The following is a 21,890-nucleotide window of genomic DNA, read 5'->3' on the forward strand; positions in this document are numbered from 1 at the left end:
CGGCGGCCCGGAGGGGACTCCGGGCCGCCGGTCACCTCGCCGACTCCGCCGCGAGCAGGGCCGCCCCGAGCTGTACGGCGACCAGCGCGCGGATCGGGATCGGGGTGGCCGTCGCGTCGGCTTCGGCCTCGGTGAACCAGGCGTCGAAGAGCGCCTTCACGCGGGCGCGCTCGGCCCGGATGGCAGGGGTCACGTTTCCCGCGGCGATCTCGGCGTCCAGCAGGCGCAGGCATGTTCCGCCGTACCTCAGCCGCATGCTGTGCGCGACCTGCCGGCTGCCGACCACCTCGGCCACCGTGGCGGGCCGGTCCGCGCCGGGCAAGGAGTCCCACTCGGAGAGGAAGTCCTCGTAGGTGTCGAGGAAGTCCTGCAGGGCGCGGCGGAACGGTGAATGCACCGTCAGGTCCGCCCTGACCGCCGACATGGACCGCGCCAGCTCGGTGATCAGTGCGCGCTGCGCGGTGAGACCGGCCTGGAGCGTCTCGCCGTACCCCTGGCCGGTCGGGGTCTCGTCGGCGACGCGGGGGTCGGCCCAGTAGGGCAGCTCGGTCACCAGGTGCAGGGCTCCGAAGCGTTCGGCGTAGTCGACGCTTCCGCCGCCGATGCCGTAGACCGGCCCCAGCTCGGCGCCTCTGGGGGTCCGGTAGGCGGCGGGGCCGATCGGGACGGCACTCGGCACCTCGGGCGGCCCCATGTGCAGGGGCAGTCCCTGGGCGCTCGCGATGGCGGTCAGGCGGGCGGCGAGCGCGGGGTCGTCCTTGCTGAGGTAGTAGAACGCGCCCTGGAGCTCACCGTTGTGCAGGGAGTAGACGAAGGTGGGCCTGACCTCGTCCATCAGCCGCATCAGCGCCTCGGTCTCGGGCAGCGTGCGGTCGAAGAAGTAGTCCTCGCCGGTCAGCGGGAAGGTCCACTCGACCTGGTCGGCCTCGGCGGGGCGGTAGAAGTGCTCGGCGTAGGCGCGGCGGTCGCTCGGCCGGGTGTACCAGCCCTCGTTGAGCCGGGCCCCGTCGGGGTCGACACACGGGATGAGGTGCCAGCGGTAGCCGAGGCCCTCGCGCAGTGAGGCGTCCTCGACGAGCTGGCGCAGCAGGTTGCTGACGGTGAGCGAGCCGATGGGCTCGTTGGGGTGGGGGCCGCCGATGATCACGGCATCGTGGGGGCCGGAGCCGACGGTCGCCACACGCAGCGGTTCACCCAGGCGGGAGGTGCCGATGCGGCGCAGCCGTACCAGGTCGGGGTGGGCGGCGGCGAGTTCGTCGAGTTCGGCGTGCATCCGGTCCACGGTCGGGAACGCGGTGTAGTCGGGCACCCGGCTCATGTACAGGTCGACGTTCATCTTCGGCCTCCTGATAATCTGGATTATTCTAGTAAAGCAGATTATTGTTTGCCGGGCAGCAGACGAGGAGAGGTCGACGCCATGCGGCTGACCAGGGCGGAGAGCAAGGCGGCAAACAGGCGCGCGCTGATCGACGCGGCGCGTGAGGTCGTCGGGAAGGAGGGCTCACAGGCGAAGCTGGAGCACATCGCCGAGCTGGCCGGCCTGACGACGGGGGCGGTCTACTCGCTGTTCGGCGGCAAGAACGACCTGATGGTCGCCATGGTCGAGGACTACACCGGCCCGCTCGACCTGCGGCAGATCGAGGCCTGCGGCCCGGGGCTGTCACTGGAGGAGGTCGTGGCGGAGGTCGCCCGCCGGTTCCAGCGGATGTCGGCCGATCCGGACGCCGTGGGAAAGCTGCTGTTCGAGACGCGCGTGCTCGACCTCGTGCTCAACGACCCGGAGCTGCTGGGCAAACTCAACGCCTCGATCAGGTCGACCGAGGTCGGCCTCGCCGCGCTGTTCACCGGCCGCGGGCACGACGGGGCACCTGTCACGGAGAAGCAGGCCGTGCGCCTGGCCCGTGCGCTCAAGGGCCTGCTGTCCGGGCTCGGGCAGAGCGTCGTGCTCGGTGTCCACGAAGGCTCCGAGGAGTTCTTCGTCGACGCCGCGCACGCCCTGATCACGCCGAAGGTGCTCGGGCCCGCCTAGCCGGGCCGCGGGTCGGGGAACGCGCGGCCGTACACCAACCCCCCACCCGAAAGGCACGACCATGTCCCGATCCGGCTTTGGCATCATCGGCGCGCCGGTGTTGTTCATCGGCGTCTTCCAGTTGCTGGAGATGATGCTGTCGCCGGCCCTCCCGCTCATCCAGCGGGAGCTGGCCGCCTCACCCACCGAGATCGCGTGGATCTTCACGGGCGGGCTGATCAGCTCGGCGATCAGCACCCCGATCGTCGGCCGCCTGGCCGACACCTACGACAAACGCGCCCTGCTGCTCACCCTGATGGCGGTCACCAGCGCCGGAGCCCTCGTCTCCGCGCTGGCGCCCAACGCGCTCGTGCTGATCTGCGGCCAGGCGGTGCAGGGCGTCTGGCTCGGCGTGCTGCCGCTGACCGTCGGCCTGTTCCGCGACACCCTCGCACCCGAGCAGGGCGCCACCGGCAACGGCCTGGTCATCGGTGTCGGAGCCCTGGCCAGCGCGCTCGGCCTCGTCCTCGCCGGGCCGCTCACCTCGGCGCTGGGCTACCGGTGGCTGTTCCTGCTGACCCTGGCCGGTGCGCTGGTGGCGGCGCTGTGGGCCTGGCGCACGGTACCCGCCACACCCCGCGCGGCCTCCGGGAGCGTCGACTGGGCGGGCGGGTTGCTGCTCGGCGGCGGGCTCGCCCTGCTCATGCTGGGCCTCACCACCTCCGCGAGCTGGGGCTGGGCGGCCCCCGCCACCGTTGCCCTGCTCGCGGCCGCGGTGCTGACGCTGGGCCTGTGGGCGGCCGTCGAGCTCCGCTCCGGCGACCCGCTCGTGGATCTGAGGCTGCTGGCCGGGCGTTCTCCGGCCGGGGTGACCGCGATGGGGTTCGTGTTCGGCTTCTCCTCCTTCGGGCTGGCGGTCGCGCTGCCGATGATGTTGTCGCTGCCCGTGGAGACCGGCTACGGCCTGGGCGCCGACACCCTGCGGATCGGTCTGTACATGTTCCCGCTGGGCGTCGCGGGCACCCTGGTCGCGCCGCTGGTCGGGCCGATGACCAGGTTGCTCGGGCGGCGCGCCGTGCTGGTGCTCGGAAGCGGGCTCGTCCCGGCGGGCACCGCCATGCTCGCCTTCTGGCACGCCTCCCCGTGGCAGATCGTGGCCGGGGTGACGGTCGTGGGACTGGGCGTCTCCATCGGTCTCACCTCCGCGCTCAACGTCGTGGCCGCCGACGTGCCCGCCGACCGGGCGGCCGGGGTCAGCGGCGTGGTCTTCGTCGCCAAGAGCGTCGGCGGCACCTTCGGGGCGCAGCTCGGCGGCATGGTGCTGGCGTCAGGCGCCGTCGCGGGGGTCCCCGCGGAGAGCGGCTTCCTCAAGACCTACCTGCTCTCCGCGCTGCTCGGCCTGCTCGCCGTCGGCGCGGCCCTGGTGATCCCCGCCGCCGCGCGGCACACCCGGGACGGCCACCCGGATCCGGGTCCGACGGCGAAGGCCGCCGCCCCCCGGGGATGAGAACCTCGCAACGGCCGCCTGCGGGCTTACGAGGACGAAGACGGCGCCCGGGACTCGGATGGTGGGTCCCGGGCGCCGTCTCGTGTGAAAGGTCAGCCCTGGTGCGGGTAACGGTGGTCGGTCGGGGGGACGAAGGTCTCCTTGATCGTGCGGGCGTTCACCCAGCGGATCAGGTTGAAGATCGACCCGGCCTTGTCGTTGGTGCCCGAGGCGCGGGCGCCGCCGAAGGGCTGCTGGCCGACGACCGCCCCGGTCGGCTTGTCGTTGACGTAGAAGTTGCCCGCCGCGAAGCGCAGGCGCTCGGAGGCAGAGGCGATCGCGTAGCGGTCCTGGGCGATGACCGAACCGGTCAGCGCGTACGGCGAGACGCTCTCCATCTGGTCGAGGACCGTGTCGAAGTCGGCGTCGTCGTAGACGTGCACGCCGAGGATCGGCCCGAAGTACTCCTTGACGAAGATCTCGTCGGTCGGGTCGCCGGAGACCAGGACGGTCGGCTTGACGAAGTAGCCGGTCGAGTCGTCGTAGGAGCCGGTCAGCACCTCGATCGAGTCGAGTTCGCGGGCCCGGTCGATCGCGGCCTTGTGCTTGGCGAAGGCCCGCTCGTCGATGACCGCGCCCATGAAGGTGGACAGATCGGCGGCCACGTCGCCGATGGTCAGCGACTCGGCCCTGCCGACGAGGTCGTCACGGATCGCCGCCCAGACGGACCGGGGGACGTAGGCGCGCGAGGCCGCCGAGCACTTCTGCCCCTGATACTCGAAGGCGCCCCTGACCAGCGCGGTGGTCAGCACCGCCGGGTCGGCGGAGGGGTGAGCGAGCACGAAGTCCTTGCCGCCGGTCTCGCCGACCAGCCGGGGGTAGGACCGGTAGGAGGCGATGTTGGTGCCGACCGTCGCCCACAGGTGCTGGAAGGTCGCGGTCGAGCCGGTGAAGTGGATGCCCGCCAGCTGCGGGTGGGTGGTCGCGACCTCGGAGACGGCGGAGCCGTTGCCGGTCACCATGTTGATGACGCCGGGGGGCAGGCCCGCCTCCTCCAGCAGGCGCATGGTGAAGTGCGCGGCGAACTGCTGGGTTGGGGAGGGCTTCCAGACGACGACGTTGCCCATCAGGGCGGCCGACGTCGGCAGGTTCCCGGCGATGGCGGTGAAGTTGAACGGCGTGATGGCCAGGACGAAGCCCTCAAGCGGGCGGTACTCCATCCGGTTCCACACCCCGGGCGAGGAGGCGGGCTGGTCGCTGTAGAGCTGACGCGCGTAGGCCACGTTGAAGCGCAGGAAGTCGATCAGCTCGCACGCCGAGTCGATCTCGGCCTGCTGGACCGACTTCGACTGGCCGAGGATCGTGGCGCCGTTGAGCGTCTTGCGGTACGGCCCGGCCAGCAGGTCGGCCGCCTTGAGGAAGATCGCGGCCCGCTCGTCGAACGACAGGGCCCGCCAGGCGGGAGCGGCGGCCAGCGCGGCGTCGATCGCGGCCCGCACGTCGTCGGCGGTCGCCTCAGCCGTACGGCCGAGCACCGAGGCGTGGTTGTGCGGCTGGACCACGTCGAGGAGGGCGCCACCGCCCATCCGCTGCTCGCCGCCGATCGTCATGGTCAGGTCGATTTGGGCCCCGGTCAGCTCCTTGAGGCGGTTCTCCAGTGCGGAGCGTTCCGGGCTTCCCGGGGCGTAGCCGAGGACGGGCTCGTTGACCGGTGCCGGGACGTTGGAGATGGCATCCATCATTTGCCTCCAAGGGCGCGAAGGAAGAAGGCGATGTTGGCCGGGCGTTCGGCGAGGCGGCGCATGAAGTAGCCGTACCAGTCGTCGCCGTAGGGAACGTAGACGCGCATGGTGTGCCCGGCGCCGGCCAGGGCCTGCTGCTTGTCGGTGCGGATGCCGTAGAGCATCTGGTACTCGTAGCCGCCCCGTGAGCGGCCGAAGCGGTCGGCGAGCGTCTCGGTGATCGAGATCAGCCGGTCGTCGTGCGTGGCCACCATGGGGTATCCCTGCCCGGCCATCAGGATCCGAAGACAGCGGACGTAGGCCTTGTCGACCTCGCCCTTGTCCTGGTGGGCCACCGAGGCGGGCTCGGCGTAGGCGCCCTTGACCAGGCGGACCCGCGACCCCTCGTGGGACAGGTCGCGGCAGTCGTCCTCGGTGCGGAACAGGTAGGCCTGCAGGGCGACCCCCGTGGACGGGAAGTCCCCGCGCACCGCCCGCAGGATGGAGAGGGTCGAGTCGACCGTGGTGTGGTCCTCCATGTCGAAGGTCACGCTCGACCCCACGCCCGCCGCGGCCTCACAGATGCGGCGGGCGTTCTCCAGGGCGATCTTGTCACCGTCGGCGCCGAGCGCCTGGCCGACGGCGGAGAGTTTCACGGAGACCTCGGCGCGGGAGCCGAGATCGAGTTCACGCAGCGCGTCGAGCAGCACGACATAGGCGTTGGCGGTCGCGGCCGCGGCGTCGGCGTCCCGGGTCTCCTCGCCGAGGTGGTCGATGGTGACGGCGAGATCGGCGTCGGTCAGCCGCCGGATGGCCTTGACGGCCTGCTGGACGTCCTCACCCGCCACGAAGCGGTCGACGACCTTGCGGGTCAGCGGAACGCCGGAGACCGCGCGCCGTACCAGCGGCATCCGCGACCCGGCGAGAAGAAGGGAACCGAGCATGCTTCTAGACTAAAACGGACGTTCCGTCAACCCCATGTGCATCTGCCACGACCGGTGTGATCGTATTTCATACAGATGTACAACAATGGGGGAGTGCTACAGGAGACAGTCGACGAGATCGCCGACCGGGTCGGGGCCTCGGCCACCATCGAGGACCGCTCGCTGCAGCTTCTCGCCTACGCCGCGCAGAGCGGTGACATCGACACGGTCCGCCAGGAGTCGATTCTGCGCCGCCGCGCGACCTCGGAGGTGCGTGCCTACTTCGAGGGGTACGGCATCGCGGGCGCGAAGGGGCCGGTGCGCATCCCCGCCGACGCCGAGCTCGGCGTGCTGGCCAGGGTCTGCGTGCCGCTGCGCTACCACGGTGTGACCTACGGCTACCTGTGGCTGCTCGACGACGGCACCCTCGACGACGGTACGCTCGCCTCGATCTCCGGCCTCGTGGCCCAGGCCGCCGCCACGCTCGCCCAGGACGCCCGCCGCCGTCAGCACCTGGGCAGGAGTCTGCGGGAGCTGTTCTCCTCCGACGCCGAGGAGCGCGCGCAGGCGCTGGCGCGGCTCGACGTGACGGGCCCGGTGACGGCGGTCGCGGTCAGGACCTCGCCCGACCGGGTGGCCGCCCTCTGGACGCTGCCGAGGACCGTGCTCGCCGACCCGGGGCCGCTCACCTCGGGGGAACCCGCCGCCGCCCTGCTCGTCCCCTCGGGCCAGGCGATCGAGCTGGCGTCGAGGGTCCAGGGCATGTACGGCACGGCCGCCGGGGTGGGCGGTTCGCGGGAGGATCCGGTCCAGGCCTGGCGGAGCTGGCAGGAGGCCGTACGGGCGCTCAGGGTCGCCGGGCGGGTGCCCGAGTTCGCCCCGGTCGCGGCCTGGTCCGGGCTGGGCGTCTACCGGATGCTCACCCGCCTGTCCCGGGCCGAACTGGGGGAGCTGGCGGGGGAGGTCACCGGGCTGCTCGGTGATGCGGACGCGGCCAGGACCGTCGAGGGGTACCTCGACCGGGCCGGCCACGTCCAGGAGTCCGCCGCCGCGCTCGGCGTGCACCGCCAGACGCTCTACTACCGTCTGGGCAAGGCCGAGCGGCTCACGGGCCGTGACCTGGCCGACGGACAGGAACGGCTGCTGGTCCACCTCGCCCTCAAGGCCGCCCACCTGCTCTGAGCTCCGGACCCCGCCCACGGGAGGGGGTCGAGCCGCGACCCCGGACGGCCCGCCCCGCCACCGGGCCGGGCCCCGCTCACAGGAGGGCGTCGAGGGAGCCCGAGCGCACGTGGCCGTGGAGCAGGCGCAGCAGTGAGGCCCACCGCTCCCGGTCCTCCTCGCCGAGCGGTGCCAGCAGGGCCTCGCGCACCCGCAGTTCCTCCCGGCGGGCGCGTTCGAACACCTCCCGCCCCTCGGGCGTCACGGTGAGCAGGTAGCGGCGGCGGTCGGAGGGGTCGCGTTCCCGTCCGGCCCATCCGGCCGCCACGAGCCGTTCGGCCATGTCCACCATGTCGCTGGGATCGACGCCCAGGAGGGCGCCCGCGGCCCGCTGCACGATGGGTCCGTGGTCGGTCAGGACCGCGAGCACGGCCACGTCCCAGCGGTTCAGGCCCAGCTCGGCGAAGCGTTCCGTCAGCCGTCTGCGCACGGCGAGGGCGAGGTTGGACAGAACGAAGACGTCCTGCTCCAGGAGGCTCTGGGAGAAGGGTGGAACTGTCATGCCCATACCGTAGGATAGTTCCAATCATTGGTAGTTACCAACGAATGAGGCACGACCATGGACGCACTCCATCCGCGACTGCTCGTGGATGACTTCCCCGGGACCTTCCGCTTCTACCGGGGCCTTCTTGAGGGGGTCGCCGGGGCGACCCCGGCCAGGGGCGCGGAGGAGGGTCCCTACGCCAGCTGGGACCTGGACGGGCAGACCCTCCTTTCGCTGTACGACCGCGCGGCGATGGCGGCCGACGTCGGCGCCCCCGCCCCCGCGCCGCGATCCCCGGGGCAGGACGTGACGGTCCTGGTGCTGCGGGTGCCCGCGGGCGAGGGTGTCCTGGAGGCCGCCGCCGAGACCGGTGAGTGCCACGGCGGCACCCTCGTGGCGGCCGCGCGCGCCCTCCCCGGCTGGGGGCCGACACTGCGCGCCGCCCACCTGCGTGACCCCGAGGGCAACCTGGTCGAGCTCCAGTCGTACTGACCGGAGAGGGTCACCCGAGTCCGCGCAGGAGGCGGGCGCGAGCGGGGGCGTCACCGGGGCCGCCCCGCTCGGCCAGCCGCTCGGCGACGTGGCGGCGGTGCGCCTCGTCCACGTTGCCGCCGTACTTGAACTTGCCGACGACCTCCCTGATCCTCAGCCGCAGGCCGAGGATGCCCCTGAGGCGGCGCCCGTGCACGGACGGGTCCGCGAGCGCGCCGTCCGCCTCAAGGCGGGCGAGCTGGGCCCTGAGGATCTCCGCCTTCTCCTCCGCGCCGGAGACGATCTCGGCGTCGCAGACGAGCTGGACGGCGGCGTAGTAGGTGGTGGGGACGCCCATGCGGGGGTCCTCTCCGTCCTCGGGCAGGATCTTCCACGCTCCGGGGACGTAGGCCCAGTCGCCGGCGACGGAGAGCACCACGGCGGGGTTCTCCTCGACGGCGGCCCAGATCGGGTTGGGCCTGGCCAGATGGAGCAGGACCGTGCGCTCGCCGGTGAGCAGGAACTGGGTCGGCACGACCACCGGGACCTCACGCCCCCGCCCGGCGGCGATCAGATGGCCGAACTCGTTGGCCCTGACGAACTCCAGCGCCTCGTCCTCGGTCGCCGCGTCCCATGGATGAATCAACATGCGGATAAACGTATGCCTATCCAATGGGCGGGGCAAGAAGGGCCGGGACCCTCCCCCTCCGGAGGTTCCCGGCCCGTGCCGTACGGCGGCGGCCTCAGCGCTGGACGGCCATCGCGTTCTCGTAGACCTGGACCAGCTCCTGGCCGATCCGCTCCCAGGAGTAACGCGAACGCGCCCGGTCCGCCCCCGCGAAACCGATCGCGGTGCGGCGGGTCGAGTCGGCGAGCAGCTCACGGGTGAGGCGGGCGGCCTGCGCGGGCCGGTCGGCGGGCACCAGCAGCCCGGTCACCCCGTCCACCACCGAGTCCAGGTGGGCGCCGACCGCGGAGGCGACGACCGGGACGCCGCACGCCATGGCCTCGATCGCCACGACCCCGGACGGTGCCTCCCGGGGCAGTGAGACGACCACGTCGGCGCTGCGCATCAGCTTGGGGATCGAGGAGTGCGGCACCTGGCCCAGCAGGGTGACACGGTCCTCGACGCCGACCTCCTTGGCCAGCAGCATCACCCGGTGCGCGTCGGCGTCGTGCTCCAGGTCACCGGCCGGGGATCCGCCCGCGACGACCAGCTCGGCGTCGGGGATCCCCGCCAGCGCGCGCACCGCGGTGTGCACGCCCTTGTACGGGCTCAGCGGCCCCACGTGCAGCAGCCGGGGCCGGGTGCCCCTGGCCGCCGCCGGGCCTTGGCGCCGGAAGCGCTCGACGTCGACGCCGCAGGGGATCACCGCGATGTTGCGGCGCGGTACGCCCATGCGGATCAGCGTCGACTCCTCGTCGCCGCACCCGGCGATCACCACGCTCGCCCGGCGGCCGATCGCCCGCCGCAGCTTGACCTTCCTGGCGTCCTGGCCGTCCTCGCCGCCGAAGGTCTGGGTGAACGGCACGCCGAGGCCGCTGGCCCCGGCGATGGCGGCCAGCCCGCCGGTCCAGGAGTGCGCGTGGATGACGTCGGGGCGGTCCTGGCCCCAGCGCCGCATGAGCTGCTCGCCCAGGTCGGACAGGTAGGGCAGCAGGCCGTCCTCGGGGAGGTCCTGCGCGGGGCCCGCGGGAAGGCACTCCAGCGTGACGCCGGGGGAGAGGCGGACCTTCGGCCTGTCGGCGTCGGAGTGCCTGCGGGTGTAGATCGTGACCTTGTGCTCGCGGCCGAGCTCACGGGCGACGGCCATCAGGTAGGCCCGCTGCGAGGCGAGGTCGTCCTTGCCCTGGGGGGCGGAGGGAGTGTCCGAGGAGACGAATGCGATGTTCACGGCACACCTCTGGGAGGAGATAGGCATGGAAAAGCCTGGAATCCTTCAGGGGTGCCTGCTTCTTAGGCACTCATCTGCGACGCCCATCACCATACCCAACTCCCAGACTCGGGCAAACCTCTGAATTGCCCTGAATTCCATGGGGTTGTCATACGACGCGCAGTGCGAGGATCACGATCTCGTCCCACACCCGGCCGCCGGAGAAGGCGTGCCGGTCCTCCTCGACCGCCTTGACCACGGTCGCGGGCGCCTGACCCGCGCAGCGCGCCAGCACGTCCGCCAGACGGGTCTCACCGTAGGCCTCCCCCTGGTCGTTCTGCGAGGCGACCAGCCCGTCGGAGTAGAACACCAGGGTCTGGCCCGAGGTCAGCGTGATCTCCTCGGTGAGGATCTCCGCCTCCGGGGCGATGCCGAGCGGCACGCCTCCTCCCGCGGTGAAACGCACCCCGCCGTCCGCCTGGAGCAACGCCGCCGGGTGGTGCCCGGCCCCGGCCAGCATGATCCTGCGGGCCCTGACGAACCCCGCGACGGCCATCACGAACATCCCGCTGTTCTGCGCGACCAGCGCGTGGTTCAGCCTGCGCATGGCCTCGACGGGGTCGGACTCCCACACGCTCAGCACCCGCAGCCCGTTGCGCACCATGGCGGTGACGGAGGCGGCCTCCTCGCCCTTGCCCGCGGCGCCCCCGAGCGCGAAGCCCCACCCGTCCCGCACCGGGAAGACGTCGTAGAACTCGGCGCCGACCGGGCTCGACCCCGCGTGGTAGATCGCCGCCGCCTCGACCCCCGGGATGTCCGGCAGGTTCTTGGGCACCACGCTGGTGCGCAGCGCGTCGGCCGCCTGGGAACGGGTCTGGAAACTGCGCCTGGCGCGCAGCGCGAGCCCCAGGTGAGCGCCGATCTCCTCCATCAGCCCCAGGTCGGCCAGGGAGAACGGCTCGCGGTCGCGCAGCCGTACCAGGGTGAGGGCGCCCAGCGCGCCCGCCTCGCCCTGGATCGGCACGACCAGCAGCGAGGCCGCGCCCATGACCCGCAGCAGCGGCGGTCCGCCGGGGACCTCGCCGAGCAGCGACTCGTCCTCAAGCATCTCGTGGACCACGCCCGAACCCCCGGTCAGCACGTGAGCCACGGTGGGCGCGGTCAGCGGCGTCAGCCCCTCGACGAGGCGGACCAGTTCGGTCACCGGCTTGTCGCTCGGCCCCAGCACGACCGCGCGCCTGGGCACCCCGTCACGGACCACGTCGGCGATCACCCAGTCGGCGGTCTCCGCGGCCAGCAGCCGCGCCGCCCTGGTGACGGTCACCGGCTGGCGCAGGCTCTCCTCGTCGAGCAGCAGGCGGGTCATCCTGGCCAGCAGCTCCTGGCGGCGCGCGGCGGCCATGACCAGGGACGCGTCCGAACGGTCGACCGGCCCCGGGGGGTCGCCCGCGACGTGCGCCTCCAGCGGCAGGATCACGACCGCGGTCATCTCCTGCGGCTCGCCGGGCATGGTCAGCCGGATGACCGCCAGCTGCACCGTGTGCGCGCGGCCCTGGTGGGTCAGCCGGGTCTGGAACGTCGCGCTCTGCCCTCCCTGCTGCACGGCCGTCAGGTGCGAGCGGAAGGCCGCCCGCCGCGAGACGTCGACCAGCAGCGGGAAGGACCGGCCGATCAGGTAGCCCGCCGGGCTGCCCAGCATCCGCGAGGTCTCCGCGCTGATCCGCCTGACCACCCCCGAGGCGTCGAGCACCACGACCGGCACCGGGAAGGAGCGGAAGACCTGCCGCAGCAGCTTGAGCTCCCGCTGCGAGCCGCTCTCCCGGTCGCCGGAGCGTCTGGGCGCCTTGCGCAGCTCACGCAGGGCCGACTCCAGCAGCTCACGGGCGGTGTCGAGCTCCGCCAGGGCCGCGTCGAGTGTGGACCGGGGGTCGGCGGGGTAGGCGGACCTAGCCTCGCGCAGGGAGGAAACCCTGGAGGCGAGCGCGCTCAGCGCCTGCTCCAGCGTGTTGAGGCCAATGGCGTCGGTCAATGCTCGTCCTCGTCGGCGGCCGGGGACCGGGCGGTCCCGTCGTAGACGGTACGTCACCCGGCGGGGTCGGATCGATGCGCGGTCGGATAGTGATTAAGTTAGCGAAACAGATAGGGGGACCCGCACCATGGACATGGTCACTCCCATTCTCGCCCGTGACCTCGCCGCTCTCGGCAGGGTCAGCGAGGAGACGTCGAGTGAGAGCGTGCTGCGCGGGCTGACCACCACGCTCGCGGGCGGGGTCCCCGGATGCGCGGGCGGCTCAGCCGAGCTGTGGCGGGGGGAACGCGTGGTCGTCTCCGCCTCGCACAGCGAGCTCATCCTGCTGGTCGACAGCGAGGCCGACCTGGGGGAGGGGCCCTCCGCGGAGGTCCGTGAGACCGGCCGCCCGGTGATCGTCCAGGACGTGCTGCGCGACTCCCGCTGGCCCGCCTACGCCGGGATGGCGGTCCGCTGCGGCGTCCGCACCGTGCTGTCCATGCCGATCACCGTCGAGCGCTCCGTCCTGGTCCTCGGCCTGTACGGCGTGCTCCCCGGGGTGTTCGCGGCCAGGAACGTCCCCCCGCTGGCGGACATGCTCGCCGAGCAGGTGACCGTGGCGCTGGCCAACATGTGGGACTACGACGAGGTCAGGACCGACGCGGCGCAGATGCAGGAGGCGCTGGCGGGCCGGGCGGTCATCGACCAGGCCAAGGGCATCATCATGAAGTCCAGTGGCTGCTCGGCCGAGGCCGCCTTCGACGAGCTGCGCAGGATCTCCCAGCACCACCAGGTGAAGGTGGCCGACCTGGCCAGGCTGCTGGTCGAGGAGCACCAGCGCAACCAGCGCTCCTCATGAGGCCCCAGGACCCGCGACGGCGGGGAACCCTCAGCCGAACGCGGCCAACGCGTCGTCGACCGTGTCGTAGAGCGGCAGCCGCTGGGCCAGCCCGGTGATCCACATCACCTTGGTCTTGGCGTACTCGACGCCGATGAGCGCGAACCTGACCTCGGCGTTCGTGCTGAGCTGCCAGTGATGGACGATCAGGCCGAGGGCGCGGGAGTCCATGAAGGTCACCCCGCTCAGATCCAGCGCCATCTCGGGGCCGTGCTCGCTCACCTCGGCGGCCAGGTAGTCGGCGAACTGGTCCCTGGTCGTCGCGTCGAGCAGGCCGGTCACCCGGATCACGTTGATTCCGCCGACAAGCGCCGACGTCAGGGTCAGCGCCGCCGCTCTCTCACCGTTCTCCGACACCGTCACTCAGGTCCTCCTAGCCCGTTCGATTAGCAACCTTACTGTTACCTGCGGGCGAGCAATACTCCCGGAATCGGGGTAATACTAGAACCGAGGTCCAGCAGAGGGCCTCGCCTTGAGAAACGTCGAGGCGATGCCGTCTGCCCGGACACTGTTCCGCGTGTGGCGTCGCTCGACAGTCCCACCAGGGAGCAGCGATGTCTGTCCAGGCCCTCGAAATCACCGAGATGACCGCCGAGGATCTCCTCGCCGAGATGGCGCTTCCGGAGGTCTCCGGCTACCGCGCCGAGCGGCTGCGCGAACGCCTCGTCGAGATGCACCGGCCGCTCGCCATGGAGATCGCCCGCCGCTACCGCTACCGCGGCGAACCGCTCGAAGACCTTCTGCAGGCCGCCTACGTCGGGCTGATGAAGGCGATCAACGGATTCGACCCCACCCTCGGCCACGCCTTCCGCGGCTACGCGGTGGTCACGATGACCGGCGAGGTCAAGCGTCACTTCCGCGACCGCACCTGGGCGATCCGGGTGCCGCGCGTCTACCAGGAGCGCAGGGCCGAGCTGAACCGGCTGGTCGCCGACCTCAGCCAGGACCTCGGCCGTTCCCCGACGGTCGCCGAACTCGCGGCGAAGATGAACATCTCCGAGGAGGACGTCCTGCTCACCCTGGACGCCTCCGCGGCCTACAGCGCGCTGTCGCTGGACGCGCCGCTCGGGGCGGACGACGACGCCGCCGCGCTCGGCGACGTCATCCCCGACCAGGACGACGCCGTGGGCATGCTCGTCGACCGCGAGGCGGTCATGCCGCTGATCGACAAGCTGCCGCCGCGGGAGAAGAACATCCTGCTGCTGCGCTTCTTCGGGAACATGACCCAGGCGGAGATCGCGGCCGAGTTCGGAATCTCCCAGATGCACGTTTCCCGTATCCTGCGGAAGGTTCTGGACCGGCTTCGCGCCGACCTGGTCGCCGAATGCTGAATACACCGGCCCTCATCGGGCACCCAAACCGGCGACGGAGCGATGTGGCATAGGGTGCGGTTGAAATGATCCCCAGGTGCTGAGAAAGACGGCGCGGTGGGACAGGGGAGGCGGATCTCGCGTGAACGAGGACGGTGTTCGTCCGGCTCGCTTTCTGGCGAGCGGCGACCGTTCCCGGCTTCCCCCCGCCGGAGCCCCCGTGGCGGAACTGGCCTTCTGCCTGCCCGACCTGCCCGACGTGCGGGACTTCGCCGCCGTGCAGGCCGTACAGGGCGGGATGGCCCGCGAGAGACTGGCCGACTTCCTCGTGGCGGTGAACGAGGTGGCCACCAACGCCGTCACACACGGTCACCCCACCGCCAAGGCCGTGATGCGGATATGGTCCACGGGCCGCACCCTCGTCGTCGAGGTGCACGACGAGGGGCGGTGGACCCCCGAGACTCCCCCCGGCGAGACGGCTCCCGCCCCCTACGCCACCAGCGGCATGGGCCTGTGGGTGGCCCGGATGGTCAGCTCCGACATCAAGTTCGAGACCGGGGCCGCGGGCACGTTCATCACGATGTCCTTCAAGGTCTGAGGCGGCTTCCGGCCGCGCCCGGTTCAGGACTGACTTCCTCCGCGCTCATCCCGGCCCTGCTCGTTCAGGGCCCTTAAGGGGCCCGTCCAGAGGCCCGCCCCCGGGTACGGCGTCGGCTTCGAGAACCCCGCAAAGGCCGTTCACCCGCGCGACCGTGCGCGGGTCCGGCGGGGAGGACGAGCCCGAGCCCGCGGTTCCCGGAGGACCGGGGACCACGGGCTCGGGCATTCGGCGGGTCAGCGTCTGCGGCGCCAGGTTCCGCCCGCCGTTCCCACCCCGCCCTGATGGAGCGCGAGAAGCAGCAGGCCGCCAAGGATGAACGTGGTGCCGGTGATGCCGCCGATCCTGGTGTTGATCAGGTCGAGCAGCAGGCCGAGACCGAAGACGACGGCGGCGGCGATCGCCAACATACGTCACCTCCTCCCGGCGGGCAGGCCTTCGGGGCTTCCCGCGGACGACATGTCGAGCAGCCGGTCGAGCAGCGCGCGGTAGTCACGCAGGGCCGTGCGCAGGTCCTCGGTGTCGCTTCCCCGTGCCCCCTCGGTGTTCTTCCAGCGTTCCCGCAGGCCGGCGGAGCGGGCCTCCAGCGCGGCGCGCAGGCGGTCGCCGACCTCGGCGACAAGGGAGTCGGCACGCTCGACCGAGTCACGGGGGTCGTCGACGAAGCCTGCCTGGACCTCCTGCCAGCGACGCCGTACCTCGTCGGGGTCCTGGTCGAGCAGCGCGCCCTCCCGCGGGGCCTCTTCGGCCCGGGTCCGGGGTGTCTCCGAGGCGGGGGGACCGGCCTCCGGTGAGAGATCGGCCGGGTGGGCCGGGTCGGGCGTGTCACCGGTGAGGGGACGGCTGTCCGTGCCGGGGAGTCCTTCGGGCGTCCGGAACACGGAGGTCACCTCCTCGGCGCGCTGGGAGGGGACGCCCGCCGTCTCACCGGCGCCTCCGTGGACGAGACGGTCCTGGTCGTTTCCTGATCGGTTCTTCATCTCAGATCACTGTCCTCGCACGTCGCGTCGGGCGGTCTGGTCCTGGGGAGTGCGCACGGCCGGTCGCGTCGAACGGCCGTCGGGGGTTTCGAGCAGTTCCTCGAACAGGACGCGGTAGTGCACCATCGCCTGCCTGAGCTCCTCGGTCGAGGCCTCCTGGTGCGCGGCCCTGCCGCTGATCGCGTGGGCCTGCCGGTAGTGGTCGAGGGTACGGCCGTGCGCGACCGACAGGTCGGACAGCCGCTGCTCGAAGTCCTCGGTCGGGTATCCCCGCTCCGCCATCACCGAGGTCACCAGGTGGTCGGCCTCGGTCACGGCGAATCCGGGGGCGTCGACGAAGCGCTCCTGGACCTCCATCCACTTCCTGGCGTAGCCGTCGCGGGCCTGAGGGGCGAGCGGGCGGATCTCAAGGCCGCTGAAACGCTGTTCACGCGCCAGAAGCTCCTGCTCGGCCTCGCGCCGGTTGTCGCGTTCCCGTACGGTTCTGTCGTATTCGGGGCCGAATCGATCACGAAGTCGGTGCCGGCGCCGCTGCTGCAGTACGGCGGAGCCGACTGCGATGACCGCCACCACCGCGACCACGATCACGACCACCCAGATCACGGTGGACATGTCTGCCTCCGGTTGTGTAAGCGTCTGTCCCCGTGCGCTGCCCCAGGGATTCACTCCAAAACCGGCCACTGTCGCTAGTGATTCGTCGCAGAAAACACGTTTTATATGGATTTATCGGGCAGGTAGGACTGTTCCGTGCCGGTCGCCGGGAGAGCGGTGATCCGGGCGTCGTCAGGTGTCGAGGGCCGCGCGCGCCTCGGCGGAGAGCCGTCCGACGAGCGAGCCCTCCGGGGACGCGGGCACCTCGGTGAAGCCCGTCTCGGGGTCGTAATCGACGTCCAGCCCCGCCGCGACCAGCCGGTCCGCCCAGCGCAACGCCGTGTTGCGCTTCTCCACGGGGATCGCGCGCCCCTGCGCGATCGACGAGAGGTTGCGCAGGTTCGTCGCGGGCCCGGACTGGCCATGCGCGCGCTCCAGCTTCCACGGGATGGCCCGCGAGTGGTCGAGCATCGGCTTCGACAGGCCCGCGGCCCGTTTGGCCTGCAGGACCCCCGATTCGCTCACCCCGAAGTGGGCCGCGAGCTCGGCGTTGGACAACCCCTGCCCGGCCAGCCGCCGCAGTTCCTCATGGTCGATCAGCGCCTTTCGCCCCACCCGTAGTCAGCCCCTCACCCGTCCACGCTCGCTTTGAGTGCGCGATCCCGTCTGATCTCAGGTAAGCTACCTGATGTTCAGCCCACAGGGCCGACAAACCGGGACGTAGCGCAGCTTGGTAGCGCACTTGACTGGGGGTCAAGGGGTCGCAGGTTCAAATCCTGTCGTCCCGACCAGGTTTCCACTGGTCAGCGAGGGTGTCTCTCACATGGGAGGCACCCTTTTCGCGTACTGAGGTACCAACTGAGGGCTGGCCGGGAGGGCACAACAGTATTCACTGTCTGCTGTCGAACGGCTACTCATTGCTATGAAGGGTGGCGTCTGCATCCCGCCGACACCCCCCAGCAAGGAGTGACCATGAACAGGTTCACCCGATGGGCGGCGCTCACGGCCGCCGCCGTCACCGTCAGCACCGGACTGGCCATGCCCGCGTCCGCCGCGACGGCCCCCGCCACCCAGGCCACCACCGCCCGGGACGGCTTCGTCTGCCCCCTGATCGCCGCGGTCTGCGCCTTCTCCCAGCCCGGAGGCGTAGGCCGGCGCGTCATACTCGTCAACGGCCGCGCACGCATCGTCCCGCCCCTGCGCAGTGCGGCCAACAACTCCGCGGAGTTCTGGTGCTTCTACTCCGAGCCCGGCTTCAGGGGCGAGCGGCGCGAGGTCTCCGCCGGGGAGACGGTTGAGGACTTCGGCTTCGCCGTCAACTCCGCCAAGCCCGGGCTGTGCTCCGAGCAGTAGATCCACCTTCTCCGGCGCGGCGCCACAGACCGGACAGGCCGTGGCGCCGCGCCCCGGGGAACGACCGGGGAGGAACCGCCGAATCCGCCGCGGCGTCGCCGAGTCGTTCTCATGAGTGCCCGGGTGATCCCCGGCTACATCGTGCGATGGATCGGCCGGGGGTCGGAGGCCCGAGGGCGCCCTGCGTCCACGGCACCGCGCTCGTGGAGGACCGTGCGACGTTGCGGATCCCGGGCTGACTGCGGGCGTACCGGCTGGCACACGGCGCGATCCACGCGGACGAGACCGGCGTCGGCCTGCGCCGTCTCGCCGTGCACGGCGGCCCGTGGAACGCCGGGGCCGCCGGGGCCGCCGGGGCCACGGTCTGATAGCCGCTCATGTTCGTCGTCGCCCACCGGTTCGTCCTCCGGCGTACCGCCCGGCCGGGCGGGCACACCGTGCGATTCCCCGCGCGCCGAAGCGGGAGGGGAGGGGCTCGGCCGCGGAGCGAGGCGGCCGGGTGGCTCTCGTCCGGCCGTCGTCCGGCTCGCGACGATCTCCGCGGCGAGAAGGCCGGCGTGGACCTCCAGACGGCCCGCGCCGCTGAACAGGTCCACCCCCAGCCTCGCCTCGACCTTCCTGATCCGGTGGTAGACGGTCGCACGGTGGAGATACAGGTCCGCCGCGACCTGCTTGACGTTCCCCGCCGTGGTCAGGAACGCCCTGAGGGTCCGGACGAGGTCCTCCGCCGACTCGTCTTCGAGAAGCCGTCGCAGGGACGGGCTGATGAAGTGGCACATGAGGACGTCCGTGGGCACCGCGGCGAGCCCGCGCATGTGCGCGGTTCTCTCCCAGTGGACGACCTGGTGCTTCCAGCCCATGCCCTCGGCCAGGTCCAGGCTCTGCCTGGCCTGCCAGACGGCGACGCTCGCGCGATCGGTCACGATCGTGCTGACGGCGACGAGCCACGGGAGGTCGGTGCCGTTGCGCCGGGACCGGAAGATCAGGTCGACGGTCTTCGTCGCGAGCCGCCCCGGCAGGGTCGTCTGGACGTCGCGCGGGTGAGGCGCCAGCAGCGCGAAGCTGACGGAGCCGCTGAACGCGATGAGGCACCGGTCACGGAGATGGTCCTCGGCGAAGCGGTTCATGACGGCGGTCAGCCGTCGTTGCGCCGCCGATCCCGACGAATCCGGGTCAAGCACCGCGGGCATCGAGAGCGCGAGGCAGACGAAGGTACCGTCGTGCAGCAGCCTTCCGCCGCCGATGGCCTGGCCCAGCAGTGAGTCCAGCCCGTCCAGGTCTCCCGAGGCGAAGGCCCGGCCGACGTGGTCGTCCGCCCATTCGGGCGACACGAGCAGCCCGGCCGCCTCCAGCGAGCAGACGGTGGCCTCCGCGATCCGTCCCACGCTCTCGATCCGCTCGGGGGAAAGCGGCCCTCTCACGCAGGTGATCCAGAGCAGCAGCGACGGCGCCGAACCAGGTGATCGCACCGGGATCACCAGCATCAGGGGCATCCCGAGGTCGGCGCCCCCGCCGATGTAGACGGGTTCGGAGATCAGGGCCACCGAGCGCGCGCTCAGCCCGAGATGCCGAGGCGAAACCGCCTCGGCGAGGTGCTCGTCCGCGGAGGAGCTCGGCATCGACCGGGCGATCCGGTTCAACTGCACGTCGGTGACCTCGACCGGCACGTCCAGTGACGCGCCGAGAGAATGCACCAGCTCGTGGAGGTGCTGAGTGAGGACGCCGTTCACGCCGCCCCCTTCCGCCGGAGAGCCTTCCGTTCCGCTCTGACCGCCGGCACAGCGATCAGCTCCCGCCGGTCGCGGGCGGGGTACCGGACGCCGATCTCGACGACGCGGCCACACCGGCGGACAGGGTGGCGCCGACGCGGGTCGACCGCGTCGGCCGGATCGCACCGTCGTGGATGCCCTCCGCCCAGTGGCAGGCGACTCGATGGGCGGCGGTCGTCCCCGGAACCTCGATGGCCCGCAGCTGCGGGCGCTCGGTGTCGCAGCGGGTCTGCTGCCTCCACGGGCAACGGGTGCTGAACCGGCATCCGGGCGGCGGGTCCGCCGGGCTGGGCAGATCACCGTGGAGCAGGATCTGCTCGCGAGAGTCCTCATACCGGGGGTCGGGCTGCGGCACGGCGGACAGCAGCGCCCGCGTGTAGGGGTGCAGCGGCTCGGCGAACAGCTCCGCGGTGGGCGCCTCCTCCACCATCCCGCCGAGGTACATCACCCCGATCCGGTCGCTCACGTGCCTGATCACGGCGAGGTCGTGCGCGATGATCAGGTAGGTCAGTCCGTACGCGGCCTGGACGTCCTCAAGGAGGTTGATGACCTGCGCCTGGACCGACACGTCCAGGGCGCTGACGGGCTCGTCCGCGACGATCAGCTGCGGCTCGACCGAGAGCGCCCTGGCGATGCCGATGCGCTGACGCTGCCCTCCGGAGAACTCGTGCGGGTACTTGCGCAGCGCCGTCCGCGGCAGTCCGACCGAGTCGAGCAGTTCGTCGAGACGCCCGGAGACGTCTCCCTTCGCCAGCCCGTGCGCGGCCATCCCCTCACGGAACATCTGCTCGACGCTCTGCCGGGGGTCCAGGCTCCCCAGCGGATCCTGGAAGACCATCTGCATGTGGCGGCGCTGGCGGCGCAGCGCCTCACCGCGCAGCGACCGCAGGTCGACCCCGCCGAAACGGATCTCCCCCGAGGTCACGGGGGTCAGCTGGAGCACGGCGCGCCCGAACGTCGACTTGCCGCACCCCGACTCCCCGACCAGGCCGTAGGTCTCCCCGCGCATGATCCTCAGGTCGACGCCGTCGACCGCGTGGACGTGGCCGACGGTCCGGTCGACGAGCGTCCCCCGGCGGATCGGAAAGTGGACCTTGAGGTCGCGGACGTCGAGGAGAGGCTGCTCCTCGACGTCCGGTCGGGTCGGAACGGCGGCCGTCGTCATGGAGTCTTCTCCTTCGCCACGATGATCGGATCGGGCAGCGGGTGGTGGCAGCGCGATCGCCGCTCGCCGTCGGCCGACCAGGCCGGCTCCTCCCGGAAGCAGAGGTCGGTGGCGACGCGACAGCGCGGCGCGAAGGCGCACCCCTGCGACCAGGGTATGTTGTCGGCGACAGAACCCGGGATTGGGCGCAGCCGATTCTCCCCGTCGTCCAACGACGGCACGGACTCCAGCAGCCCCCCGGTGTAGGGATGCCGGGGCGCGTCGAACAGCGAATAGCGGTCCGCCCGTTCGACGATGCGTCCGCCGTAGAGCACGTTGACCGTGTCGCACAGGCCGGCGACGACGCCGAGGTCGTGGGTGATCATGATCAACGAGGTGCCCGAGCCGATGACGAGCTCCTTCAGGAGCGCGAGGATCTGGGCCTGGATCGTGACGTCCAGCGCCGTGGTCGGCTCGTCCGCGATCAGCAGCCGCGGTTCGCAGGCCAGGGCGATGGCGATCAGCACACGCTGACGCATGCCACCGGAGATCTGGTGCGGATACTCGTGCATCCGCCGGGCGGGATCGGGGATGCCGACGCGTTCCAGCATCTCCTGCGCCCGCCGCGTCGCCTGGGACCGGTTCGCCCGGCGGTGGCGCCGGATGACCTCCGTCACCTGCACTCCCAGCGGCACGACGGGGTTCAGCGAGGACAACGGGTCCTGGAAGATCATCGCCACGTCGGTGCCACGACGGTCGCGCAGCTCCCGGTCGGGCAGCGAGAGCAGGTCCACGCCGTCGAAGAACGCCCTGCCGCTGACGCGGGTCCCCCGGCGGGGCAGGAGCCCCATGACGGCGAGCGAGGTCACGGACTTGCCGCAGCCCGACTCGCCGACCAGGCCGACGACCTCGCCGGGACGGACCTCGAACCCGACCCGGTCCACGGCGGTGAAGGGCTCCTGGCCGGGCCGTGAGAAGGTGACCGACAGGTCTTCGACCACCAGCAGCGGGTCCGCTCCGTGCCGGGCCCCGTGCGCACGCGCGTTCATCT

23 protein-coding genes and 1 tRNA gene are annotated in these 21,890 nt (G+C 71.4%); 9 read left to right on the top strand and 15 right to left on the bottom strand.

The annotated features are described in order from the left end of the window. Positions 1-31: 31 nt before the first annotated feature. On the bottom strand, positions 32-1,336 hold the full coding sequence (locus tag ABT340_RS18320) for a M14 family zinc carboxypeptidase (protein WP_352011938.1): 1,305 nt from the start codon (positions 1,334-1,336) through the stop codon (positions 32-34). 81 nt (positions 1,337-1,417) lie between these two features. Here ABT340_RS18320 and ABT340_RS18325 point away from each other — a divergent pair, with 81 nt between their 5' ends. Together ABT340_RS18325 and ABT340_RS18330 are read left to right on the top strand one after the other, a co-directional pair. Continuing rightward, positions 1,418-2,029 carry a TetR/AcrR family transcriptional regulator gene (locus tag ABT340_RS18325; RefSeq protein WP_352011939.1) on the top strand — a complete coding sequence of 204 codons (612 nt, stop codon included), beginning with the start codon at positions 1,418-1,420 and terminating at the stop codon, positions 2,027-2,029. Positions 2,030-2,090: 61 nt separating this feature from the next. Beyond that, positions 2,091-3,515 carry an MFS transporter gene (locus tag ABT340_RS18330; RefSeq protein WP_352011940.1) on the top strand — a complete coding sequence of 475 codons (1,425 nt, stop codon included), beginning with the start codon at positions 2,091-2,093 and terminating at the stop codon, positions 3,513-3,515. A gap of 92 nt (positions 3,516-3,607) precedes the next feature. Here ABT340_RS18330 and pruA read toward each other — a convergent pair whose 3' ends face one another. Next, the gene (gene pruA / locus ABT340_RS18335; protein ID WP_352011941.1) at positions 3,608-5,233 is read right to left on the bottom strand and encodes an L-glutamate gamma-semialdehyde dehydrogenase; all 1,626 of its coding nucleotides are present in this window, start codon (positions 5,231-5,233) and stop codon (positions 3,608-3,610) included. Continuing rightward, the gene (locus ABT340_RS18340) at positions 5,233-6,159 is read right to left on the bottom strand and encodes a proline dehydrogenase family protein (protein WP_352011942.1); all 927 of its coding nucleotides are present in this window, start codon (positions 6,157-6,159) and stop codon (positions 5,233-5,235) included. The genes pruA and ABT340_RS18340 overlap by 1 nt, the downstream gene beginning before the upstream one ends. 93 nt (positions 6,160-6,252) lie before the next feature. Between ABT340_RS18340 and ABT340_RS18345 the strand changes: the two genes are divergently transcribed. Continuing rightward, positions 6,253-7,320 carry a PucR family transcriptional regulator gene (locus ABT340_RS18345; RefSeq protein WP_352011943.1) on the top strand — a complete coding sequence of 356 codons (1,068 nt, stop codon included), beginning with the start codon at positions 6,253-6,255 and terminating at the stop codon, positions 7,318-7,320. 76 nt (positions 7,321-7,396) lie between these two features. Here the strand turns inward: ABT340_RS18345 and ABT340_RS18350 are convergent, their stop codons facing one another. Continuing rightward, the gene (locus ABT340_RS18350) at positions 7,397-7,861 is read right to left on the bottom strand and encodes a MarR family winged helix-turn-helix transcriptional regulator (RefSeq protein ID WP_352011944.1); all 465 of its coding nucleotides are present in this window, start codon (positions 7,859-7,861) and stop codon (positions 7,397-7,399) included. A gap of 57 nt (positions 7,862-7,918) precedes the next feature. On the opposite strand from ABT340_RS18350, the gene ABT340_RS18355 reads away from it, so the two are divergent. Continuing rightward, positions 7,919-8,335 carry a VOC family protein gene (locus ABT340_RS18355; RefSeq protein ID WP_352011945.1) on the top strand — a complete coding sequence of 139 codons (417 nt, stop codon included), beginning with the start codon at positions 7,919-7,921 and terminating at the stop codon, positions 8,333-8,335. Positions 8,336-8,345: 10 nt separating this feature from the next. Here ABT340_RS18355 and ABT340_RS18360 read toward each other — a convergent pair whose 3' ends face one another. The 3 genes from ABT340_RS18360 to ABT340_RS18370 all read right to left on the bottom strand — a co-directional run bounded on the left by ABT340_RS18360 (position 8,346) and on the right by ABT340_RS18370 (position 12,217). Beyond that, positions 8,346-8,963, bottom strand: coding sequence for an FMN-binding negative transcriptional regulator (locus tag ABT340_RS18360; protein ID WP_352011946.1), 618 nt, complete (start codon positions 8,961-8,963; stop codon positions 8,346-8,348). Between the two features lie 94 nt (positions 8,964-9,057). Next, a complete protein-coding gene (locus ABT340_RS18365) occupies positions 9,058-10,209 on the bottom strand; it encodes a glycosyltransferase (RefSeq protein ID WP_352011947.1) in 1,152 nt (383 codons plus the stop codon). 148 nt (positions 10,210-10,357) lie between these two features. After that, the gene (locus ABT340_RS18370; RefSeq protein ID WP_352011948.1) at positions 10,358-12,217 is read right to left on the bottom strand and encodes a SpoIIE family protein phosphatase; all 1,860 of its coding nucleotides are present in this window, start codon (positions 12,215-12,217) and stop codon (positions 10,358-10,360) included. A 133-nt stretch (positions 12,218-12,350) separates the two neighbouring features. On the opposite strand from ABT340_RS18370, the gene ABT340_RS18375 reads away from it, so the two are divergent. Continuing rightward, complete coding sequence (locus tag ABT340_RS18375) at positions 12,351-13,055, top strand: ANTAR domain-containing response regulator (RefSeq protein WP_352011949.1); 705 nt, start codon at positions 12,351-12,353, stop codon at positions 13,053-13,055. A 30-nt stretch (positions 13,056-13,085) separates the two neighbouring features. Here the strand turns inward: ABT340_RS18375 and ABT340_RS18380 are convergent, their stop codons facing one another. Next, positions 13,086-13,457: an STAS domain-containing protein gene (locus ABT340_RS18380; protein ID WP_352011950.1), complete on the bottom strand. Its 372-nt coding sequence runs from the start codon at positions 13,455-13,457 to the stop codon at positions 13,086-13,088. A gap of 191 nt (positions 13,458-13,648) precedes the next feature. Here ABT340_RS18380 and ABT340_RS18385 point away from each other — a divergent pair, with 191 nt between their 5' ends. Together ABT340_RS18385 and ABT340_RS18390 are read left to right on the top strand one after the other, a co-directional pair. Further along, positions 13,649-14,425, top strand: a complete 777-nt coding sequence (locus tag ABT340_RS18385) for a SigB/SigF/SigG family RNA polymerase sigma factor (protein ID WP_352011951.1) — start codon at positions 13,649-13,651, stop codon at positions 14,423-14,425. A gap of 121 nt (positions 14,426-14,546) precedes the next feature. After that, a complete protein-coding gene (locus tag ABT340_RS18390; protein ID WP_352011952.1) occupies positions 14,547-15,002 on the top strand; it encodes an ATP-binding protein in 456 nt (151 codons plus the stop codon). 236 nt (positions 15,003-15,238) lie between these two features. Here ABT340_RS18390 and ABT340_RS18395 read toward each other — a convergent pair whose 3' ends face one another. From ABT340_RS18395 to ABT340_RS18410, 4 genes are all read right to left on the bottom strand, one after another. After that, on the bottom strand, positions 15,239-15,412 hold the full coding sequence (locus ABT340_RS18395) for a hypothetical protein (RefSeq protein ID WP_352011953.1): 174 nt from the start codon (positions 15,410-15,412) through the stop codon (positions 15,239-15,241). Between the two features lie 3 nt (positions 15,413-15,415). Next, entirely contained in the window at positions 15,416-15,982 is a 567-nt protein-coding gene (locus ABT340_RS18400) for a hypothetical protein (protein WP_352011954.1), read from the bottom strand. Positions 15,983-15,988: 6 nt separating this feature from the next. Next, positions 15,989-16,594 (bottom strand): hypothetical protein, encoded by a 606-nt coding sequence (locus tag ABT340_RS18405; RefSeq protein ID WP_352011955.1) that lies wholly within the window; start codon positions 16,592-16,594, stop codon positions 15,989-15,991. 171 nt (positions 16,595-16,765) lie between these two features. Then, a complete protein-coding gene (locus tag ABT340_RS18410) occupies positions 16,766-17,188 on the bottom strand; it encodes a hypothetical protein (protein WP_352011956.1) in 423 nt (140 codons plus the stop codon). A 99-nt stretch (positions 17,189-17,287) separates the two neighbouring features. Here ABT340_RS18410 and ABT340_RS18415 point away from each other — a divergent pair. Both ABT340_RS18415 and ABT340_RS18420 read left to right on the top strand, forming a co-directional pair. Then, positions 17,288-17,364, top strand: a tRNA-Pro gene (locus tag ABT340_RS18415). Between the two features lie 181 nt (positions 17,365-17,545). After that, positions 17,546-17,926, top strand: coding sequence for a peptidase inhibitor family I36 protein (locus ABT340_RS18420; RefSeq protein WP_352011957.1), 381 nt, complete (start codon positions 17,546-17,548; stop codon positions 17,924-17,926). A gap of 134 nt (positions 17,927-18,060) precedes the next feature. On the opposite strand, the gene ABT340_RS18425 is transcribed toward ABT340_RS18420, so the two are convergent. The 3 genes from ABT340_RS18425 to ABT340_RS18435 are packed head-to-tail and all read right to left on the bottom strand — an operon-like array spanning position 18,061 to position 21,888. Next, positions 18,061-19,656, bottom strand: a complete 1,596-nt coding sequence (locus ABT340_RS18425; protein WP_352011958.1) for a PucR family transcriptional regulator — start codon at positions 19,654-19,656, stop codon at positions 18,061-18,063. 55 nt (positions 19,657-19,711) lie between these two features. Beyond that, complete coding sequence (locus ABT340_RS18430; protein ID WP_352011959.1) at positions 19,712-20,860, bottom strand: ABC transporter ATP-binding protein; 1,149 nt, start codon at positions 20,858-20,860, stop codon at positions 19,712-19,714. Continuing rightward, positions 20,857-21,888, bottom strand: a complete 1,032-nt coding sequence (locus tag ABT340_RS18435; protein WP_352011960.1) for an ABC transporter ATP-binding protein — start codon at positions 21,886-21,888, stop codon at positions 20,857-20,859. The genes ABT340_RS18430 and ABT340_RS18435 overlap by 4 nt, the downstream gene beginning before the upstream one ends. Positions 21,889-21,890 lie beyond the last annotated feature (2 nt).

It is taken from the genome of Streptosporangium sp. NPDC000239, assembly GCF_040300765.1.
Taxonomy (GTDB): domain Bacteria; phylum Actinomycetota; class Actinomycetes; order Streptosporangiales; family Streptosporangiaceae; genus Streptosporangium.

Bases quoted from the DNA above. Each gene is read 5' to 3' on its own strand.
- ABT340_RS18320 (WP_352011938.1), bottom strand. From the start codon at position 1,336: ATGAACGTCGACCTGTACATGAGCCGGGTGCCCGACTACACCGCGTTC.
- ABT340_RS18325 (WP_352011939.1), top strand. From the start codon at position 1,418: ATGCGGCTGACCAGGGCGGAGAGCAAGGCGGCAAACAGGCGCGCGCTG.
- ABT340_RS18330 (WP_352011940.1), top strand. From the start codon at position 2,091: ATGTCCCGATCCGGCTTTGGCATCATCGGCGCGCCGGTGTTGTTCATC.
- pruA (WP_352011941.1), bottom strand. From the start codon at position 5,233: ATGGATGCCATCTCCAACGTCCCGGCACCGGTCAACGAGCCCGTCCTC.
- ABT340_RS18340 (WP_352011942.1), bottom strand. From the start codon at position 6,159: ATGCTCGGTTCCCTTCTTCTCGCCGGGTCGCGGATGCCGCTGGTACGG.
- ABT340_RS18350 (WP_352011944.1), bottom strand. From the start codon at position 7,861: ATGACAGTTCCACCCTTCTCCCAGAGCCTCCTGGAGCAGGACGTCTTC.
- ABT340_RS18355 (WP_352011945.1), top strand. From the start codon at position 7,919: ATGGACGCACTCCATCCGCGACTGCTCGTGGATGACTTCCCCGGGACC.
- ABT340_RS18360 (WP_352011946.1), bottom strand. From the start codon at position 8,963: ATGTTGATTCATCCATGGGACGCGGCGACCGAGGACGAGGCGCTGGAG.
- ABT340_RS18375 (WP_352011949.1), top strand. From the start codon at position 12,351: ATGGTCACTCCCATTCTCGCCCGTGACCTCGCCGCTCTCGGCAGGGTC.
- ABT340_RS18385 (WP_352011951.1), top strand. From the start codon at position 13,649: ATGTCTGTCCAGGCCCTCGAAATCACCGAGATGACCGCCGAGGATCTC.
- ABT340_RS18395 (WP_352011953.1), bottom strand. From the start codon at position 15,412: ATGTTGGCGATCGCCGCCGCCGTCGTCTTCGGTCTCGGCCTGCTGCTC.
- ABT340_RS18400 (WP_352011954.1), bottom strand. From the start codon at position 15,982: ATGAAGAACCGATCAGGAAACGACCAGGACCGTCTCGTCCACGGAGGC.
- ABT340_RS18405 (WP_352011955.1), bottom strand. From the start codon at position 16,594: ATGTCCACCGTGATCTGGGTGGTCGTGATCGTGGTCGCGGTGGTGGCG.
- ABT340_RS18420 (WP_352011957.1), top strand. From the start codon at position 17,546: ATGAACAGGTTCACCCGATGGGCGGCGCTCACGGCCGCCGCCGTCACC.
- ABT340_RS18430 (WP_352011959.1), bottom strand. From the start codon at position 20,860: ATGACGACGGCCGCCGTTCCGACCCGACCGGACGTCGAGGAGCAGCCT.
- ABT340_RS18435 (WP_352011960.1), bottom strand. From the start codon at position 21,888: ATGAACGCGCGTGCGCACGGGGCCCGGCACGGAGCGGACCCGCTGCTG.